Below are 19,963 nucleotides of genomic sequence, written 5' to 3'. Positions count from 1 at the left end.
TATGTGGCCTTTTAAGCGTAAAGCCGCTGAGACTCGTAGTATCAGTATTGATGAGTTTCTTTCTCTGGCGGGTATGTCTAATACCAAATCCGGCGAGCATGTTTCCCCCTCAACCGCCGAGGGTTTACCTGCCGTGATGAATGCCGTCACGGTGATTAGTGAAGCCATTGCCACCATGCCCTGTTATCTCTATCGGGTTCAGCACCAGCACGGGAAAGAATCCCGCGAATGGTTGAGCGATCACCCGGTAGATTATCTGCTTAATGAATACCCGAACGACTGCCAGACCCCGTTTCAGTTTAAGCGAACACTGATGCGCCATTGCTTACTGAATGGTAATGCGTATGCGGTCATAGTCTGGGGAAAAGACGGACAGCCACAATCCTTGCACCCTTACCCGCCGTCAGCCGTTGTCGCGCAACGATTATCTTCTCACTAGCAGTAACATTCGTAGTTGTCCCTCCTAAAAACTTTCAGCGAGATAAACCGCAACTTCTTCACAAGATCAGAACGGTTAGCACATTAGCCTCGTTTTATTGATCACAAATTCACTCTTATTCTTTCTTTTCTCTCACATTGTTCTTATCTTATGTTTTGTTTATAGGTTTGTTCAGCGTTCTATGTATAAACAATTATATAAACAAACAAAAGATATCTCATTAAAAAATGAGGTTTATTTATTTAATATCAATTAGTTACATTATAAATATGAATATACCTAATATATATCAAGTTAAGAATTTTTTCCTCTCATTACAGGATCACCTCTGCAAGCAGTTAGAACAACTTGATGGTCAATCAATCTTCATGGAAGATTGCTGGCAACGAGAAGATGGTGGTGGCGGAAGAAGCCGTGTGTTGACGGAAGGTAAGGTTTTCGAAAAAGCTGGCGTGAATTTTTCACATATTTCCGGAGATTCAATGCCCGCTTCTGCTACGGCTCATCGTCCTGAGTTAGCAGGTCGCAGTTACCAAGCAATGGGAGTTTCTCTTGTCATTCATCCACTTAATCCCTATATCCCAACCAGCCATGCAAATGTACGTTTCTTTATTGCTGAAAAAAAAGGTGAACCTCCTGTATGGTGGTTTGGCGGTGGCTTTGATCTCACGCCTTATTATGGTTTCGAAGAAGATGCTATTCATTGGCACACCGTTGCCAAAAATTTATGTCAACCGTTTGGCGATGATATTTATCCTAAATATAAAAAATGGTGTGATGATTACTTTTTTATTAAGCACCGTAATGAACCACGTGGCATTGGTGGCTTGTTTTATGACGACCTGAATACGCCTGATTTTGATACCTGCTTTAATTTCACGCAAGCTGTCGGACATGGATTCCTATCTGCCTATTTACCTATTGTAGAAAGAAGAAAAGATTTAACCTGGGGTGAGCATGAAAGACAATTCCAATTATATCGTCGAAGCCGCTATGTTGAATTCAATCTTGTTTGGGACAGGGGAACGCTTTTTGGCCTGCAAAGCGGTGGAAGAACTGAATCCATATTAATGTCCATGCCCCCATTAGTACGTTGGGAATATGGCTACTCCCCAGAAGCAAACTCTCCTGAATCTGAATTATATACTTCATTTCTGATAAAAAAAGATTGGGTATAACAATTCAAAACAGGAATACAAGACAATTTCTTTATTCCTGTTTTACTCCTTGTTTATAAAAAATTTAATCTGAAAAAGATGGGTTATTTATCATAATACTGATAAAAACATTTATTATTTTTCATTAGCAATACCCTGCCATAAAAAGTCAATACTCACACTAATGACTCTCCTATTAATTACAGCTAGTATTCACTCCGGGCCCGAAAAAACGAATACAACATCTAACAACAAAACAGGGTATTATTATGAGCAATAATCAAACCAACATATACAGCTTAATTCCTCCATTTGTTCTGGAACATATCTCTGATGACTGTGATGCATATACTAATCAATATGTATTAAAGACATTAGGTCATGTTTATCAATTGATGAATGCTCCTGCTGAAGAAACTATTTCTCAACAGGATAAACAAGAAGCTAAAAAAGAGGTGAACGATAAACTACATCGCACTATCTATGATGCTAAGAATAAAGAGGAATTTCCAGGGGAAGAGTTATCTCGCAGTGAAGGTATGCCAGAGAGTTCAGATGATTCAGTTAATGAGGCTTATGAGTATATTGGTAAAACTCATGAATTCTATAAAAAAGTTTTCGGTCGCAATTCTCTTGATAACAAAGGAATCAAGTTAGTTGCTACAGTACATTATGGAAAAAATTATCTGAATGCATTCTGGACCAGAAAACAAATGGTATTTGGTGATGGTGATGGAAAATACTTCAATCGTTTTACCTCTGCCATTGATATTATAGCTCATGAGTTAACCCATGGTGTTATCGAAAGCGAAGCTGGACTGGATTATATCTATCAGTCTGGCGCACTTAACGAATCCATCGCAGACGTATTTGGCATTATGGTAAAACAATATGTTAATAACCAAAAAGTCGATGAATCCAATTGGCTATTAGGCCAAGGTTTACTGGGACCAAAATTTAACCCAGAAAATAAATCCGATGTTAGCTTACGCACCTTTATTAACCCCGGAAGTGCATTTTCTGGAGATAAGCAAGTTGGTCATATGGATCAATATGAAGATTTCCCCTTCATCATTGATAATGGCGGCGTTCACATACACTCAGGCATTCCTAACAGGGCATTTTATTTAATGGCGATGGAGTTAGGAGGCTATGCCTGGGAAAAAGCAGGAAAAATTTGGTATGAAACGCTACTGGATAAACGTCTATCTTCAGATGCAGATTTCGAAGATTTTGCCAAACTGACGATTGATAATGCTGAAAAATTATTCAACAAGAAAACGTCAGATATTGTTAGTCATGGTTGGAAAGAAGTTGGTGTTCTACTTTCCGAAGAATAATTAAATTACCATTAATAAAATACTAATTCATATTTTAAGCAGTAACGTTAAGATAATCCTGAAATAAATGATAAAGGGTTAAGGATAACCCTTTATCATATTTATAAATTAATATTTTATATCCCAACAAAAACACCTTCCATTAGTAGAAAAAATCATCATTTAGATTAATAATTAATTAAAGTCCCTAGAGATAAAAATATGCATAACATCTAAAAAACGGGGGTATCATTATGCGCAATCATCAAGACAAATTAAATAAATCTGGTATCATCCCACCATATTTATTGGAATACGTTGTTAAAATTTGCGGCCAAATCGATAAAGCATACATATTAAAAACATTAGATCATGTTTACAATCTAATGAACAGCTCTGCTGAAATGGATATATTAATTCATGGATATCAGCCAGGTTTTGACAACAAATTAAATAGAACTATTTACAATGCTGAATATAATGATCAATACCCAGGGGATAAATTAATTTTATGCGAAGGCATGGCTGTGATTGATGATATTGCAGCTACTGAGGCTTATAATTATCTTGGTAAAACATATGAATTTTACCAGGAAATTTTTGGCCGTAATTCTATTGATAACAAGGGTCTTAAATTAGTTGCTACTGTGCATTACCAAAAAAACTATATGAATGCATTTTGGGATAATAATCAAATGGTCTTCGGTGATGGTTATGCCCCTTATTTTAACTATTTCACTTCCTGCATTGACATTACTGCACATGAACTAACTCATGGAGTAACTGAAAGTGAAGCAAATCTTGACTATGCCTATCAATCGGGTGCATTAAACGAATCGATCTCAGATGTATTCGGTATTATGGTAAAACAGTATGCAAATAACCAAAAGGCTAACGAATCTGATTGGTTGATAGGTCAGGGAATATTTGGCCCTGCACTTAATCCGGACAATGATCCTAATGTTGCCTTGCGCTCATTCAAAAATCCTGGAACAGCAAACCCGAAAGATAATCAAGTTGGTCATATGGACCAATATCAAGATTTATCCGTCAGAGATGATAATGGAGGTGTCCACAAGTATTCTGGTATTCCTAATAAGGCATTCTATTTATTGGCAACAGAGTTGGGAGGGTATTCTTGGGAACAAGCTGGAAAAATTTGGTATAATACATTATTAGACAAACGATTATCCCACAAAGCCAGTTTTAATGATTTTGCACAGCTAACCGTTGATAATGCTAGCACATTATTTGGCAAGGAAATTTCAGATATTGTGACTCATTCATGGAAACAAGTCGGAACTTTACTCTAAAAGTTGTAATACCTCTCTAATCATTCAAGACCAGGGAAGGTCTTGATTACGTTTATATATTTACTCTTAATTTAATTAAACTAATCATCTTATCCCTCCATGCCATATCATAAAAAGTCATATCATAAAAAAATTTACATTTTTAGTAGTGACTAACATGGTTAGTTTGGCTACTATTCAGATTGGGACAAATATACACCAACACCATAACATACATACAAAATAGGGCATTATCATGATTGACAATAAAGCAAAAAAACAAAATATAATCCCCCCTTATTTATTGGAGTATATTGCAAAAACCTGTGATGCTAATGACAAAGAGTATGTTTTGAAAACATTAGATCATGTTAACAAACTCATGAAGCAATCAACCAAAGAAGATGCCTTAAACTCTGAGGATGATCCTTTATTGTATAAAAATAGAAAAAATCCTGAACCAGAAGATAGTTATTCATTACCAGTAAAGTAGCGTTACTATCTGATTTATATACTTTTTAATATAATAAAAAAGAAATACCTAAATTAATAAAACTCAATATACAATAAATCCATTGATAAGTTTGAAAGATTTTAAAGCTAATTAGATTAATTTTTAAAATCATTTCTATCTGCTCTGTTTTATGATGGTTAAACTATTCTTTAAATACATAAATAATAAAGGGCTAAGAATAGCCCTCTATTTATATCAATATTTTTAAATAATTACCGTTTTTTCAGATGTTCCATTAAACGCTTACGTTTACGGAGCTGAGTTGCTGTTAATGTATTTTTCTTATCCGCATAAGGATTAGCCCCTTCTTTAAATTGGATGCGGATAGGTGTTCCCATCACCTTCAAAGAACGACGGAAATAATTCATCAAATAACGCTTATAGGAATCAGGTAAATCTGTTACTTGATTACCGTGGATAACCACGATAGGTGGGTTATATCCACCTGCATGGGCATATTTCATTTTCACCCTACGACCACGGATCATTGGCGGCTGGTGATCATCTTCTGCCATGCGCATTATACGGGTCAATAAGGAAGTACTAACGCGGCGAGTTGCACTTTCATAGGCTTCCAGAATTGACTCAAATAAATTCCCAACACCACTACCATGTAGTGCAGAAATAAAGTGAATACGGGCAAAATCAACAAAACCCAAACGTAGCTCAAGCATATCCTTAACGTGATCTTTGTCTTCCTGATTCATACCATCCCATTTGTTGATGGCAATAACCAGGGAACGACCACTGTTAAGAATAAAACCAAGCAGAGAGAGATCTTGATCAGAAATCCCTTCACGAGCATCCACTACCAGTAACACAACATTGGCATCTTCAATCGCCTGAAGCGTTTTAATCACAGAGAATTTTTCAACCGTTTCAGTGACTTTTCCACGCTTACGAACGCCCGCTGTATCAATCAAAATATATTCACGGCCATCACGCTCCATGGGAATATAAATGCTGTCACGGGTCGTACCAGGCATATCATAAACGACAACACGCTCTTCACCCAGAATACGGTTGGTTAATGTGGATTTACCCACATTAGGACGGCCAACAATTGCAAGTTTCAGAGGCAAAGTTGTAGGATCAAATGCCTCCTCCTCTTTTTCTTGTTCAGCAGAAGCATCCAATTCGGCTTGCTCCATTTCTGCCCAATAAGCTGCGTTAGCCTCTTCTTCCGTTAATTCAACGTCTTCTTCCGTTTCTTCTTTATCAGAAAACGGCAACAACACACGTTCAATCAATTGTGTTACACCACGGCCGTGAGAAGCTGCGATGGAATAAACATCCCCTAAACCTAGTGAATAAAACTCAGCTATAGAGGTATCAATATCGATACCATCGGTTTTATTCGCCACCAAAAAAGTTGCTTTTTCACGACTACGCAGATGCTTGGCAATCGAATGGTCAGCAGGCATCAATCCCGATCTGGCGTCAACCATAAATAGAACAATGTCTGCCTCTTCTATGGCCATAAGAGATTGCGTAGCCATATGCGTTTCTACGCCTTCTTCCGTACCATCGATACCCCCCGTATCAATGATGATGAATTCCTGCCCTTCAACCTCTGCCCGTCCATACTTACGATCACGGGTTAAGCCAGGGAAATCCGCTACCAGCGCATCTCTGGTTCGGGTTAATCGGTTAAATAAGGTGGATTTTCCAACATTGGGGCGCCCAACCAGCGCAACAACAGGTATCATTTTCTTGATGCCTCATGACTAGATTTAAATCGATACCCTGCTGAAAGTGACATCTCAATATTGTTCATCACAGCAAGATACAAAGATACTAAAAAGACGAAACGGCCCCTGTTATTGTCCAGGAGCCGTATAATTTCGTGTTATTTAAAACACGCTCTGAAGTTAGCGGGTATACAGATAAACTGTCCCGTCCTTCGCTTGCAACATCAGTTTATCGCTGGCAACAACCGGACGACTCAACAGGCCGGAACCATCAACCTTGTTCTGCGCCACAAATTTGCCATCAGCCATATTCAACCAATGCAAGTAACCTTCAGCATCACCAACAACCAGATAGCCATTGTACATTTCCGGAGCTGTCAGGTTACGGTGCAAGAGATCATTTTGCGACCATAATGTCACGCCATCACTCTTGCGCAGGGACAAAATACGATCATCTTGATCAACAATGAAAATGTTGCTGTCAGTGACCACCATATCATGCACCGATCCCAGATCACGCTTCCAGATGATTTGGCCTGAACGCATATCCATTGCCACCAAATTGCCATTATAAGCAATCGCGTAAATAACATTGTCAGAAATGACCGGAGTCATATCGACATCATTCAAGCGATCTATTTCGGTAGAACCCGTTACCTGAGAAATACGCTGTTGCCAAATTAGTTGCCCCTCAGACAACAGCACCGCACTAATACGGCCATTGTCACCACCTACAATAGCTGCACCATAGGCTACGGCAGGAGCGGATTCACCACGAACGGATAATGAAGGTGTATCCATGTTAACTGACCAGGCAATATTACCATCAGTTTCGTGTAATGCCTGCAACATACCATTGCCGGTATGAATCAAGACAAAACCATCACTCACTACAGGACGGGACAACGCTTCGCCAGCAACCGTCGATTCCCATTCAACCTTACCGTTCGTTGCATCCAGCGCGATGATTTTTGCTTTTTCTGTTCCAACATACAGACGATCACCGGATACAGTCAAACCACCAGAAAGCAGCGCTGGCAAACGAGATGACAATAAACCTGCTTTTTCTGACAGATCCGTTGCCCATATCTCTTTGCCGCTGTCTATATCAAATGCTTTGACAACACCATGACGGTCAGCAACATAAGCTGTTGAACCCTGCCAGGTTGGTGATAAATGAGAGTAATACTCCCCCGTACCACTCCCAACGGACTTATCCCAAACGATACGAGGTTTGAATTGATTTTCAACCTTCGGTAACGGTGACATTGTTACCGTATCCTGTTCACTTGAACAACCTGCCAGCAGAACAGAAGCAACCAGCCCAACCAAGAGTGTTTTTCGCAGCTGCATTATGAAGTTGGCTCCCTTAGTTGGATAAATTATTAAGTTTGATTTTCATAAAATCCTTAATTACCTGCGGGCCATCAAGTCCAAGCCCTGTGGAATAAGCTGCACGTGCGCCAGCAATATCCCCTTTTTTAGCCAGAATATCCCCACGAATATCCTCAACCATAACCTGCCAGCCTTTGCCTTTGACCAAATCCAGCGTTTTCAACGCAACTTCTGCTTTATCTTCCGCCAATTGAACCCGAGCCAGACGAAGGTTAGACAATGCCTGCATATTCTCATCTTTGGCTTTACCGGATGCCGCTAGCAAATTTTTCTCTGCCTGAGCCAGATCATTCTGAGCAATAGCCTGTTTTGCCAGTTCCAGATCAGCCATAACACCGTAGACATTGCCCGTTTCATTAGCGAACTTTTCTACGGCAACAACATTTTCTTTCGACCCCGACGCCAATGATTTGTTCAATTCTTCAAATACTGCCGCCGTATTATGTAATTGGTTGGTTTGATGACTCTGCCAGTAACGCCAACCCAACAAAGCACCAATGCCTAGCACCAGGCCAACAGCAAGGTATTTACCGTTGGTAGATAAAAAACGCTTGATCGCGTCAACTTGTTCAGTTTCTGTGGTATAGACTTGCACTAGAGTCTTTCTCCTTAGCCTAACAGTTCGCTCAAACGCGCTGCGACCGCTTGTTGTGACAACGTTTCTTGTTCACCGTTGCGTAAATCTTTCACTGTAATATTGCCTGCCTGAATTTCATCTTCTCCCAAAATCAAGGCAACTTTGGCACCGTGTTTACTTGCACGTGTTAACTGTTTCTTAAAGTTACCACCGCCATGGTTGGTCATCAAACGCAATTCTGGCAGTTGATCACGGATTTTTTCGGCCAATATCAATGCCGCTTGCTGGCTACCTTCACCAAAGGAAGAGAAATAAACATCGGCAACGGTCAGATCTGCAACAAAGTCAGGATTGACCTCCTGCACCAACAGGACCATACGTTCCATGCCCATGGCAAAACCAACCGCTGGTGTTGCCTTACCGCCCAATTGTTCAACCAAGCCATCGTAACGACCGCCGGCACAGACGGTTCCCTGCGCACCCAACGCTGATGTCACCCATTCAAAAACCGTACGGTTGTAATAATCCAGGCCGCGAACCAGACGCTGGTTAATGCGGTATTTGATCCCTGCGCTATCAAGTAGCTGACACAATCCATCAAAGTGCTCTTTTGACTCGGCATCAAGATAATCAAACAACTCCGGCGCATCATTTAAAAGTTGCTGAATTTCAGGGTTTTTAGAGTCCAATACACGCAGTGGATTGGTATACATACGGCGTTGACAATCCTCGTCCAATTTCTCTTTATGTTGTTCAAGGAATGCCACCAGTGCCTCACGATAATTTGCACGGGCTTCTAATGAACCAATTGAGTTCAATTCAAGTGTGACGTGATCAGCAATGCCGAGCTCGCGCCACCAACGTGCTGTCATTAAAATAAGTTCAGCATCAATATCTGGCCCTTGTAAGCCAAACACTTCAGCGCCTAACTGATGGAATTGACGGTAACGGCCTTTTTGTGGACGCTCATAACGGAACATAGGCCCGATATACCATAAGCGCTGTTCCTGATTGTACAGCAGACCATGCTGAATACCGGCACGGACACATCCTGCGGTATTTTCTGGGCGCAGGGTCAAGCTTTCACCATTGCGATCGTCAAAGGTATACATCTCTTTTTCGACAACATCAGTTACTTCCCCAATTGCACGTTTGAATAACGGGGTCTGCTCTACAATCGGTGTCCGAATTTCGCTAAAACCGTAACCTGACAGCACACGCTTTACTGTAGATTCAACTCGTTGCCAGATGGCCGTTTCAGCAGGAAGGCAGTCGTTCATGCCACGAATAGCTGGGATATTTTTTGTCACGTTTTATCTCTTATTAATATTTATACAATGCCACCGATTATAAAAGCGAATACTTGCAAGGTTCAATCTGCAAGCAAATCTATATGCTCATATCCCCAATAAATTACTCATCAAGCTGATTGATGCTGATTCGGTTCTTAGCATCAAGGATAGCTGCCTTCGCCCGAATCTTCGCCTCAAGTTGATCAATCAAGTTGTTATTGTCAAAACGCTCTTTTTGACGAATACCATCTTCATAAAAACCGCTTTTTGTTTTCGCTCCCGTTACGCCAAGCGTTGAAACTTCAGCTTCCCCAGGGCCATTCACGACACAACCAATGATAGAAACATCCATTGGGGTAATTAAGTCTTCAAGACGCTGCTCAAGCGCATTAACCGTCCCGATAACGTCAAATTCTTGGCGCGAACAAGTTGGACAGGCAATGAAATTAATGCCCCGTGAACGAATACGCAATGCTTTCAGAATATCAAAACCGACTTTAACTTCTTCTACTGGATCTGCGGCCAACGAGATACGCAGCGTATCGCCAATTCCTTCTGACAATAAAATGCCAAGCCCAATTGAAGATTTCACCGCACCAGCACGGGCTCCGCCTGCTTCCGTAATCCCCAAATGCAGCGGTTGATCAATTTTTTGCGCCAGTAAACGGTATGCCCCTACCGCCAGAAAAACGTCCGAGGCCTTGACGCTTACCTTAAATTGATCGAAGTTCAGGCGATCAAGAATATCTACATGGCGCATTGCCGATTCAACCAACGCTTCTGGTGTGGGTTCACCATATTTTTCCTGTAGATCTTTTTCCAGCGATCCACCATTAACCCCAATGCGAATCGGAATGTTATTGTGGCGGGCACAATCCACAACCTGACGAATACGCTCTTCGTTACCGATATTGCCAGGATTGATACGCAGACAGTCAACACCATATTCTGCAACTTTCAAGGCAATGCGGTAATCAAAATGAATATCGGCAACAAGAGGGACATTGACTTGCTGTTTGATGGACTTGAACGCTTCGGCTGCATCCATTGTTGGAACAGACACCCGAACAATATCAACACCTACACGCTCTAACGCCTTAATTTGATTAACTGTCGCTTCAACATCTGTTGTTCGTGTGTTAGTCATTGATTGCACTGCAATCGGTGCGTCATCCCCGATGGGAACATTACCGACATAAATACGTGTTGATTTACGTCTTTTTATCGGTGATTCATTATGCATTTTTACATTACTCCCCTACATCCCTGTATTTTTGTTTATAAGAATTACAACTATGCTGTGGTGAATAACTCTGCCAAAACAGTTAAGGCATTTATTTTAGTGTCAGTTTAGCCGTGATGCCTTTCTTCACGAAGGAACTCAGATCCACGGGTTTTCCCTGGAATTGAACCTTAACCTTGGCAGGTGCGCCAATATTCACCGAATAAGGTAATTTACCGGAAAGTTTTAGACTATCCCCTTTCTTTTTGATGCCGCTAAACAAAACCTTACCTTTAGCATCTTTGACTGCCAGCCAACATTCATCGCTGAAATCTATCACTAATTCATCGTTACTGGCCGTATTGATATTATTTACATCAGTCGATGAGGGACTCACAACAGCGCTATTCACCTCTGCATTGGCAGCAGCAGTTGTATTTTCTGGCGTTGCATTGGTTGCAGACTGATTTGTTGTTGTGGATACCGGCACGCTGGAAGATACTGGAGCATTACTGTTTACTTCAGTGCCATTTGCCTCTGCCGACGATGTTTTTCCTTGGGAAACACCATTTTGAGCAGCCGTTACGGATTGATTTTCTTTAAGAGGTGCTACATTATTTTCCCCAGCACTTGGAGCCAGTCGGTTATTTTCAGAATCTGTTATCTGACTATTCTGAGCATTTGATTGTGTGGCCATTGAAGACAGTTCTGTTTGTTGTACTTTATAGTTCTGCCACCACCACAGGAATGTCATTCCCAACAACACAATAATAACAGCCCATGTTATCTTCATTAACCAACCGTCACGTTTCTTGCGTTTTTTCCCCGCTGAAAAACTTTGCATAGGCGCCGTTTTTATAGCCTTGGAGGGGATCTGTTTATCCAAGGTACTCAAGATTTCAGATTCAGGCACCTGAACCAATTTTGCATAGGCACGAATATAACCACGAAGGAATGTTGGTGAAATATTTGACGGGATATTATCTTCTTCAATATCACGAACAGTGGACAGTTTAAGACACAAGCGATCTGCCACAGTTTGCTGAGAAAGCTCATGTTTTTCACGAGCCTGACGCAGAATCTGACCTGTTGTCAGATTGGCTTCTTCTGGATAAGTTTCAGTCTTCATTAGCAAGGGATACTGGTACTGTTCTGGGTTAAAGAATTTACGCAAATTAAGTTAATAGAACATATCACTTAATTTGTGTAGCGAAATCATCTAAATACTGCATACTGCGTTGAACGCGAAAAATCATTTATCACAGCGATAACGACCTGTGTCGCTTTTCATGCTTGCCGTACTTTCCATGATCAATTGCTCAGCTTTTTCATACTGCTTTTGTTCACAAAGAAAAATATAGTAGTGATGCACTACGGTATCACTTTCAGCCGCATACTGCATCGCCATTCTATAATGCTGACTGGCGGTTTCTGGGCGGCCTGCATATTGTTCATGCAGTGCCATGCCCAGATGTGCCTCTGGATGATGAGGTTCCGCCAGCAAGACTTTTTGAAAATGATACTTAGCGGCCGGTAAATTTCGTTCCGCCAAATAAGCCTTCCCTAGCTGCAATCGTGTATCTATGGCAACAACCTGATGGGCGCGATGCGTTGATCGTTCCACACATCCCGTTAACAGGACAAAACAAACTATAGACCAAATTATTGATTTCCGTATCATACCATCTTCATTTATAAGGATATGTTAAACTTTGCCAGATTTTTAGCCATTAATAGATATTAAACAAAAATTAGACTGTTTTTACCTGAATAGGTTCACCTGCAAGGCGTTTTTTCATGGTTCGCTTGGTTCTGTCAATGACATCACCGGCAAGCTGCCCACATGCTGCATCAATATCATCTCCCCTCGTTTTACGCACGATGGTTGTAAAACCGTATCCCATCAGGACCTTGGCAAAACGATCTATACGGCTGTTCGAGCTGCGCCCATAAGGTGCACCTGGGAACGGGTTCCACGGGATCAGATTGATCTTGCTAGGAGTATCTTTCAGGCATTCGGCCAATTGATGCGCCTGCTCAACGCTGTCATTGACATGATCAAGCATCACATACTCCACCGTAACACGTCCCTGGTTAGCATTAGATTTTGTCAGGTAACGACGTACTCCCGCCAAGAACTCGTCAATATTGTACTTGCGGTTAATGGGCACAATTTCGTCGCGAACGTCGTCAGTGGGTGCATGTAAAGAAATTGCCAGTGCAACATCGATCATATCTCCCAGTTTATCCAGTGCAGGAACAACACCAGACGTTGACAATGTCACACGGCGTTTCGACAAACCAAAACCGAAGTCATCCATCATGATTTCCATTGCTGGCACGACATTATTCAAATTGAGTAATGGTTCTCCCATTCCCATCATCACTACGTTGGTAATGGGGCGACGGCCACTGGATTTCAGTGATCCTATAATCTTGGCGGCGCGCCAAACCTGACCAATAATCTCGGAAACTCGCAGATTACGGTTAAAGCCCTGCTGAGCAGTAGAACAAAATTTACACTCTAAAGCACATCCCACCTGAGATGAAACACACAATGTCGCGCGATCATCTTCTGGGATATAAACCGTTTCAACCTGTTGATCACCTACGGTAATCGCCCATTTGATAGTGCCATCAGCAGAGCGTTGCTCTTCTGCAACTTCGGGTGCTCTGATTTCGGCAACTTGTTGCAATTTCGCCCTGAGCACTTTGTTGATATCGGTCATCTGCTCAAAATCGTCATAGCAATAATGGTAAATCCATTTCATGACCTGATCGGCACGAAAAGGCTTCTCTCCCATATCGACAAAAAATTGACGCATTTGTTTACGGTTAAGATCGAGCAAATTGATTTTACCGTTTTTCTTTTCAGGTGTGACAGATACGGCGGAAGTTGCAGGTGATACGGTTTCGTTAAGTTGGGACATTGTTACATCGCCTCGTTGTTACACTTTCGGCTCTATGCTGATCTGATTTCAGCATTAAGTTTTCATGCGGTGACTGCCAATTCAATGATCATTCTCTCTTTTAATCAGAGCCATATTGAATGGACATTGAAATAAAATAATAAACGCCCCGCTGAATCAAATCAGTGGGGCGCATCATTGTACAAACTTTACTGTTTATATGCTACTTAGAAGCTATTGCTACATACAACGAAAAGCGTTAGCAGCGAGGGAAGATTTCATCATCACTGAAAAAGTAAGCAATTTCACGACTTGCAGATTCAGTAGAGTCAGAACCGTGAACCGCATTTTCAGTAAAACTATCGGCATAATCTGCACGCAGAGTACCAGCCAAGGCATTATCAGGATTAGTGGCACCCATCAGATCGCGGTGACGTTGAACGGCATTTTCACCTTCCAGAACTTGTACCATAATTGGGCCAGAGGTCATGAACTCCACCAGACCATCAAAGAAAGGGCGGCCTTTGTGTTCAGCATAAAAACCTTCCGCTTGTTCGCGCGTCAAATGCAACATTTTGGCTGCGATAATTTTAAACCCTGCACTTTCAAAACGGGCATAGATAGAACCGATAACATCTTTCTTCACTGCATTGGGTTTAATAATGGAAAAAGTACGTTCAATTGTCATTGCGTAACCTCTTTGGCACTTTCAGTGATGATTCATTTTAATTTTTACGCCCCAAACAAAACTGAAGGGCAACTCTACCCTGTATCTGACAGGGATAAAAATAGGTGTTGATTATAGGAGGAGAGTTTCTGCTTGCCTACAAAAAACACAACATTTTATTAAAACTTTCTTAGCGAAAATATCATTTTTTAGCATAAATCACATTTTCGCTTCGTTATACACGATGAAAATAATCATTTTATAAAAATAATGCCTGTTCAGGCGATAAATTCCCAAACAGGCATACTGACCAAGATCATTGAATTAGTATTTTTCACTCAATGTCGATTATAAAACCTTCTCTGTTACACATTGAATAAAAGGCTTAATTTCGTCAGCCCTTTTCTTGCTTATATCTTGTTTACTTTCATCAGAGACTATAAATTTTCCTGTGAACTTTTCTTTAGGATCCTGGGTAGTTTTATCTGACGTACCAATAATATTGATAGTATATTTGTGTCCCGTCGGTAATAGATCTGTACACTCTCTTAGCATTCCCTGACGGGAAGATCCCTGATCTGTTATTTTTTGACTATTAGTTACTGATGTATCAGCAAATGAAGCAGGTATATAAAATGCGCCCAGCAGCAAAACAAATAAAAAATTTTTCATCTTTTTTCCTCACTGTTTACGTTGAATTAATAATAACCACTATGCTATTGACTTGCTCTCATCGTCTTTGAATTCCAGTACATCTCCCGGCTGGCATTCTAAATATTGGCAAATGGCATGTAAGGTAGAAAAACGCTCTGATTTTCATCGTATATATCACATGTTTGGTAAAGAATACGTGAAATGATAGTCAGGCAAACTGAATACGTCTTATATTTATACCCCATGTTCTTGCCAACTTTCGACGTCCATCACAATATTTGTTTAGCCAGCGTTATCAAATTACATGAAAGTAGATTACAAGAAAGTCACAGGGCAGAATAGATGAAACAGCAATGTTATGCGTTACGTTTAAAATAAATTCTATTGCTGTAGTAGCTGGTTTCATGACGAAGAAAATAGTGTCATGGTAAAGCAATCAAGTTGTTATTGATTAACAATAGGGATGGTATCACGTAACCAACTCCCTAATTTTCGCTGATAAAAGGGTTGGGTATGATGAATCAAGAAATGGCTGATACCCCCTTCTTGTTCATCAAGCAGGCAAAAATCGACAGATTCCTCTTCATCAAGATATTTGCAAGCCAGTTCGCCGGCTTCTTGAATCAACAAATTAATCTCATTTTCTGTCAATGTCACACTGAATTCCAAGCCAATTAATACATTGGGTTTTTCATCCACACTTTTATCATGGGCCATAATTAAAAAAGCCTGTCGAACAGATTTATGTTGTTTAAATAATTCAATTAGTGACTCAATAAGCTGAGTCGGCTGTTCTTCTGGCTGACTTAGAGTAATAAGGCTTCCGCCAGGAACCTCTATTTCAGTAGCGATAGATCCATTTAATAAGCTCATGAAAATCTCCGACGGTACTGTTTGAATTGAAGTTAAGGTCATCGATAAATTCAACAATAGCTCCCCACAAGAGGAGCTATTAAGAATAAGTGTTTTAGTTTATTTCGCTTTTGTCAGCAATAAATTGGCAATGGTACGTACACCATATCCCGTTGCACCCGCAGCCCATTGTTCAACAGAGGATTTACGGTAAGTTGCTGAACAGTCAATATGTACCCAACCTTTTTTGTAATTTTCGACAAAGTGCGACAAGAATGCTGCTGCGGTACTTGCTCCTGCCGAATGTGCCGGTGACGCAATGTTGTTCAGATCAGCAAAATTGGATGGCAGATGGCTACGATGGAATTCAGCTAGCGGTAAGCGCCAGAATAATTCATTTTCATTATCAGCCGCTGCCATTAAGTCAGATACCAGTTGATCATCAAAACCTAATATTGAGTGGTAATCATTTCCTACTGCTGTTTTCGCTGCGCCAGTTAAAGTGGCAGCATCAATAATAAGTTGTGCTTTTTCTGCACTGGCATCAATCAAACCATCAGCCAGAACCAGACGCCCTTCCGCATCTGTGTTCATCACTTCAACAGTTTTACCATTGCGGTAGTGAATGATATCGCCCAATTTGAAAGCATTACCACTCACCATATTATCTGCGATACTCAGGAACAGTTTTACACGATGTTTTAAACCACGGCTGATTGCCAGAGCCAGTGCCCCCGTTAATGTCGCTGAACCGCCCATATCTGATTTCATAGAATCCATGAAATTAGAAGGTTTGAGGCTGTATCCACCGGAATCGAAGGTAATACCTTTACCAACCAAACAGGCAAAAACAGGTGCTTTTGCATCTTTTGTTGGATTGAAATCTAATGCCAAGAACACGGGATCACGAGAAGAGCCACGGCCGACGGTATATACCCCCGCATATCCCTGTTCACGCAACTCATCCCCTTTGATGATGCGATAACTAACAGCATCACCCGCTACCCCGCGCAATAAATCGATAGCTCTTTGGGCAAGCTGTTCTGGTCCCAAATCTTCTGCCGGAAGGTTGATGGTATCACGCACCCAATCAATGAATTTGATCCTTCTCTCCAGCTCCTGTTTTTCCGCCGCAGGGAGTTGTGGCCATTCAATTGTACGTAATCCCTTAGGTGAACGAAAGCCCAACCAAAATGACCAACTTTTTTCCAGATCCCAGCCATCACCCACTAAAGCAATATTGCGAATTCCTTGCCCGTCAATTTTACGCCCAGCACGTTGAATTGCGCCCAGCTTGCCATTGCCTTCCAAATGAATCGTGATCCCCTGCTCATTTGAGCTAATTAGTGCTTTTTCACCCCAGCAAGCGTTAGCTGGCTCATAAGACAGTGTTATGGGCATGATTTGTTTTGTCATTTTTTCTCACTTCTTATCTTATTTGTTCACTGTTTCACAGTGAGGGTTTATAAAAAAACTGGCGATTGCCAGTTTTCCACTAAATACAGACTATGCCAAGCTATTGAGCAAGAATCGGTGAGCTTACACTATTTTTTATTTGAAGTTTTGCCTTAGGCAAATTGCTCACTATTCATATTCATCCAGCCATACCAGCAAGATAGCTTCCAATATTTTTTCGTTGGATTTCTGTGGATCGTCATCAAAACCATCCAGCTCACAAATCCATTCATGCATGTCGGTGAAACGCACTGTTTTTGGATCTACATCAGGAAATTTATCATACAGTGCTTCGCCAATATCACGACTGTCAGACCATTTCATTTTCTGTTCTCCTGTCAGTGTTCGCGTGCATGGTTAATGGTGTATTTGGGGATTTCAACGACTAAATCCTCATCGGCAACTTTGGCCTGACAGCTCAATCGACTTTCTGGCTCCAATCCCCATGCCTTATCCAACATGTCATCTTCCAGTTCAGAGCTTTCTTCCAGTGAATCAAAGCCTTCCCTGACAATACAGTGACAAGTGGTACACGCACAGGATTTTTCACAGGCATGTTCAATTTCAATGCCATTACGTAATGCAACATCCAGAATGGATTCGCCTTCCTTCGCTTCCAATACTACCCCTTCAGGGCAAAGTTCGTTATGAGGTAAAAATACAATTTTAGGCATAATTAAATCTCATCCACAGAATGACCCGCCAAAGCCCGGCGGATTGATGTGTCCATACGGCGTGCTGCAAATTCTTGCGTTTGCTTGTCCAATTGTTTTATTGCACTTTCAATTAGCTCAGGAGAGGTTCCCTGAGCACTTTCAATTAATACATGTGCAGCAGAATCAATAGCAGCCAGCTCTTCTTGACTCAGTAAATCCGCATCTTTTTCCAATGCACTGGTTAAATTTTCCAGCATTCGAGCTGCTTCTACTTTTTGTTCAGCTAATTTGCGGGCCTGAACATCTTCCTGTGCATTAGACATGGAGTCTTTGAGCATATGGGCAATTTCTTCATCCGACAAACCATAGGAAGGTTTCACCTGAATCGAAGCTTCAACACCTGTGGATTTTTCTAATGCACTGACGCTTAACAGACCATCGGCATCAACCTGAAAGGTCACACGAATGTGTGCACCACCAGCCGGTAATGGCGGAATACCACGCAGTGTGAAACGCGCCAGTGAACGGCAATCATTTACCAGTTCTCTCTCGCCTTGCACCACATGAATGCTCATCGCACTTTGCCCATCTTTGAAAGTGGTAAATTCTTGCGCTTTGGCAACAGGAATGGTGGTATTACGTGGAATGACTTTTTCAACCAGCCCTCCCATTGTCTCCAGACCAAGTGACAGCGGGATAACATCAAGTAGCAGCATTTCGCTGTCTGGTTTGTTGCCCACCAAAATATCAGCCTGAATTGCAGCACCAACAGCTACCACTTTGTCTGGATCGATAGCAGTTAATGGTTCGCGGTCAAAAAACTCCCCCACCATGCTACGTACCAACGGCACTCGCGTTGAACCACCCACCATGACGACCTGCAAAACCTCGTCAATCGTTACACCTGCATCTTTCAGCGCCCGACGGCAGGAGAGTAATGTGCGTTTGACCAAAGAGGCAATCAATGCGTTAAATTCGGTACGGGTAATACTGCCTTGCCAGTCAGCAATATCGATTTCCGCCTTATCAGCCTCGCTCAAGGCAATTTTGGTTTGGGTAGCGACATCCAGCAATTGACGCTGTAATCTGTGATCGTTATCGTTGATCCCAGCCTGTTCACGTATCCAATTTGCTAACAGCGAATCAAAATCGTCACCACCGAGGGCAGTATCTCCCCCCGTTGCCAGCACTTCAAACACCCCTCGGCTAAGGCGAAGAATAGAGACATCAAATGTTCCGCCACCAAGATCGTAAACGGCGATTATCCCCTCCTGACCGGAATCAAGACCATAAGCCACGGCTGCCGCAGTGGGTTCATTCAAGAGACGAAGAACATGTAAACCCGCCAAACGAGCAGCATCTTTAGTGCCCTGACGCTGGGCATCATCGAAATAAGCAGGCACGGTGATCACAACACCATCAAGTTTACCATCCAAGGTTTCTTCTGCCCGTTGCGCCAACGATTTCAATATCTCAGAAGAAACCTGAATAGGATCTACTAGCCCCGCCACGGTATTGATCAATGGCAAACCATTTTCACTGGCCTGGAACTGGTATGGCAGGTTAGGATAACGCTGTTGAACGTCAGCCAAAGAGCGTCCCATCATCCGCTTGACTGAACTGATTGTATTAGTAGGATCAGACGCAGCCTGTTGACGCGCTTGCCAACCAACTAGAATCTCTTCTTTGCCATACTGTACAACAGAAGGAAGTAAGTGACGGTTATCACTGTCTGCCAATGTTTCCGCCTGACCGCTACGGACGGTCGCAACCAGAGAGTGAGTTGTACCAAGATCAATCCCCGCAGCCAGCCGACGCTGGTGCGGTGCGGCAGATAAACCCGGTTCGCTGATTTGTAATAAAGCCATATGT

At 41.8% G+C, this 19,963-nt stretch carries 19 protein-coding genes and 2 pseudogenes; 5 read left to right on the top strand and 16 right to left on the bottom strand.

Going from position 1 to position 19,963, the window contains the following annotated elements:
* Position 1: 1 nt before the first annotated feature.
* From BDE27_RS16845 to BDE27_RS16825, 5 genes and pseudogenes are all read left to right on the top strand, one after another.
* Positions 2–436 (top strand): annotated as a pseudogene (locus tag BDE27_RS16845) (phage portal protein); the annotation flags it as partial.
* Between the two features lie 272 nt (positions 437–708).
* Entirely contained in the window at positions 709–1,617 is a 909-nt protein-coding gene (gene hemF / locus BDE27_RS16840) for an oxygen-dependent coproporphyrinogen oxidase (RefSeq protein ID WP_099132087.1), read from the top strand.
* Positions 1,618–1,865: 248 nt separating this feature from the next.
* Positions 1,866–2,936, top strand: a complete 1,071-nt coding sequence (locus BDE27_RS16835; RefSeq protein ID WP_099132088.1) for a M4 family metallopeptidase — start codon at positions 1,866–1,868, stop codon at positions 2,934–2,936.
* A 233-nt stretch (positions 2,937–3,169) separates the two neighbouring features.
* Positions 3,170–4,228 carry a M4 family metallopeptidase gene (locus tag BDE27_RS16830; RefSeq protein WP_099132089.1) on the top strand — a complete coding sequence of 353 codons (1,059 nt, stop codon included), beginning with the start codon at positions 3,170–3,172 and terminating at the stop codon, positions 4,226–4,228.
* Positions 4,229–4,463: 235 nt separating this feature from the next.
* Positions 4,464–4,700 carry a protealysin propeptide domain-containing protein gene (locus BDE27_RS16825; protein ID WP_099132090.1) on the top strand — a complete coding sequence of 79 codons (237 nt, stop codon included), beginning with the start codon at positions 4,464–4,466 and terminating at the stop codon, positions 4,698–4,700.
* Positions 4,701–4,933: 233 nt separating this feature from the next.
* Here BDE27_RS16825 and der read toward each other — a convergent pair whose 3' ends face one another.
* From der to hscA, 16 genes and pseudogenes are all read right to left on the bottom strand, one after another.
* On the bottom strand, positions 4,934–6,430 hold the full coding sequence (gene der, locus BDE27_RS16820; RefSeq protein WP_099132091.1) for a ribosome biogenesis GTPase Der: 1,497 nt from the start codon (positions 6,428–6,430) through the stop codon (positions 4,934–4,936).
* Positions 6,431–6,592: 162 nt separating this feature from the next.
* Positions 6,593–7,765 carry an outer membrane protein assembly factor BamB gene (bamB, locus tag BDE27_RS16815; protein WP_099132092.1) on the bottom strand — a complete coding sequence of 391 codons (1,173 nt, stop codon included), beginning with the start codon at positions 7,763–7,765 and terminating at the stop codon, positions 6,593–6,595.
* A 16-nt stretch (positions 7,766–7,781) separates the two neighbouring features.
* Complete coding sequence (locus BDE27_RS16810) at positions 7,782–8,402, bottom strand: YfgM family protein (protein WP_099132093.1); 621 nt, start codon at positions 8,400–8,402, stop codon at positions 7,782–7,784.
* A gap of 14 nt (positions 8,403–8,416) precedes the next feature.
* Positions 8,417–9,694, bottom strand: a complete 1,278-nt coding sequence (hisS, locus tag BDE27_RS16805; RefSeq protein ID WP_099132094.1) for a histidine--tRNA ligase — start codon at positions 9,692–9,694, stop codon at positions 8,417–8,419.
* Positions 9,695–9,797: 103 nt separating this feature from the next.
* The gene (ispG, locus tag BDE27_RS16800) at positions 9,798–10,919 is read right to left on the bottom strand and encodes a flavodoxin-dependent (E)-4-hydroxy-3-methylbut-2-enyl-diphosphate synthase (protein WP_099132095.1); all 1,122 of its coding nucleotides are present in this window, start codon (positions 10,917–10,919) and stop codon (positions 9,798–9,800) included.
* 91 nt (positions 10,920–11,010) lie between these two features.
* Positions 11,011–12,027: a cytoskeleton protein RodZ gene (gene rodZ, locus BDE27_RS16795; protein ID WP_099132096.1), complete on the bottom strand. Its 1,017-nt coding sequence runs from the start codon at positions 12,025–12,027 to the stop codon at positions 11,011–11,013.
* A 123-nt stretch (positions 12,028–12,150) separates the two neighbouring features.
* Positions 12,151–12,522 carry a fimbrial assembly protein gene (locus BDE27_RS16790; RefSeq protein WP_244208827.1) on the bottom strand — a complete coding sequence of 124 codons (372 nt, stop codon included), beginning with the start codon at positions 12,520–12,522 and terminating at the stop codon, positions 12,151–12,153.
* Positions 12,523–12,649: 127 nt separating this feature from the next.
* A complete protein-coding gene (gene rlmN / locus BDE27_RS16785) occupies positions 12,650–13,828 on the bottom strand; it encodes a dual-specificity RNA methyltransferase RlmN (protein WP_099132098.1) in 1,179 nt (392 codons plus the stop codon).
* 238 nt (positions 13,829–14,066) lie between these two features.
* Positions 14,067–14,495, bottom strand: a complete 429-nt coding sequence (gene ndk / locus BDE27_RS16775; RefSeq protein ID WP_099132099.1) for a nucleoside-diphosphate kinase — start codon at positions 14,493–14,495, stop codon at positions 14,067–14,069.
* Between the two features lie 327 nt (positions 14,496–14,822).
* The gene (locus BDE27_RS20080; protein ID WP_244208826.1) at positions 14,823–15,146 is read right to left on the bottom strand and encodes a hypothetical protein; all 324 of its coding nucleotides are present in this window, start codon (positions 15,144–15,146) and stop codon (positions 14,823–14,825) included.
* 39 nt (positions 15,147–15,185) lie between these two features.
* A pseudogene (locus BDE27_RS20570) lies at positions 15,186–15,272 on the bottom strand (helix-turn-helix domain-containing protein); the annotation flags it as partial.
* Between the two features lie 300 nt (positions 15,273–15,572).
* Complete coding sequence (locus tag BDE27_RS16760; RefSeq protein WP_099132100.1) at positions 15,573–16,001, bottom strand: enhanced serine sensitivity protein SseB C-terminal domain-containing protein; 429 nt, start codon at positions 15,999–16,001, stop codon at positions 15,573–15,575.
* 99 nt (positions 16,002–16,100) lie between these two features.
* Positions 16,101–17,396 (bottom strand): aminopeptidase PepB, encoded by a 1,296-nt coding sequence (gene pepB / locus BDE27_RS16755; protein ID WP_099132101.1) that lies wholly within the window; start codon positions 17,394–17,396, stop codon positions 16,101–16,103.
* 168 nt (positions 17,397–17,564) lie between these two features.
* Entirely contained in the window at positions 17,565–17,759 is a 195-nt protein-coding gene (iscX, locus tag BDE27_RS16750) for a Fe-S cluster assembly protein IscX (RefSeq protein ID WP_099132102.1), read from the bottom strand.
* A 14-nt stretch (positions 17,760–17,773) separates the two neighbouring features.
* Positions 17,774–18,109 carry an ISC system 2Fe-2S type ferredoxin gene (gene fdx / locus BDE27_RS16745; RefSeq protein WP_099132103.1) on the bottom strand — a complete coding sequence of 112 codons (336 nt, stop codon included), beginning with the start codon at positions 18,107–18,109 and terminating at the stop codon, positions 17,774–17,776.
* 2 nt (positions 18,110–18,111) lie between these two features.
* On the bottom strand, positions 18,112–19,959 hold the full coding sequence (hscA, locus tag BDE27_RS16740; RefSeq protein ID WP_099132104.1) for a Fe-S protein assembly chaperone HscA: 1,848 nt from the start codon (positions 19,957–19,959) through the stop codon (positions 18,112–18,114).
* Positions 19,960–19,963 lie beyond the last annotated feature (4 nt).

Origin of the sequence: Xenorhabdus ehlersii, assembly GCF_003610465.1 — a bacterium.
In the GTDB taxonomy this organism is placed as follows: domain Bacteria; phylum Pseudomonadota; class Gammaproteobacteria; order Enterobacterales; family Enterobacteriaceae; genus Xenorhabdus; species Xenorhabdus ehlersii.
Note: the sequence above shows the minus strand (reverse complement) of the source record. Positions and strands in the feature narration are given on the sequence as shown.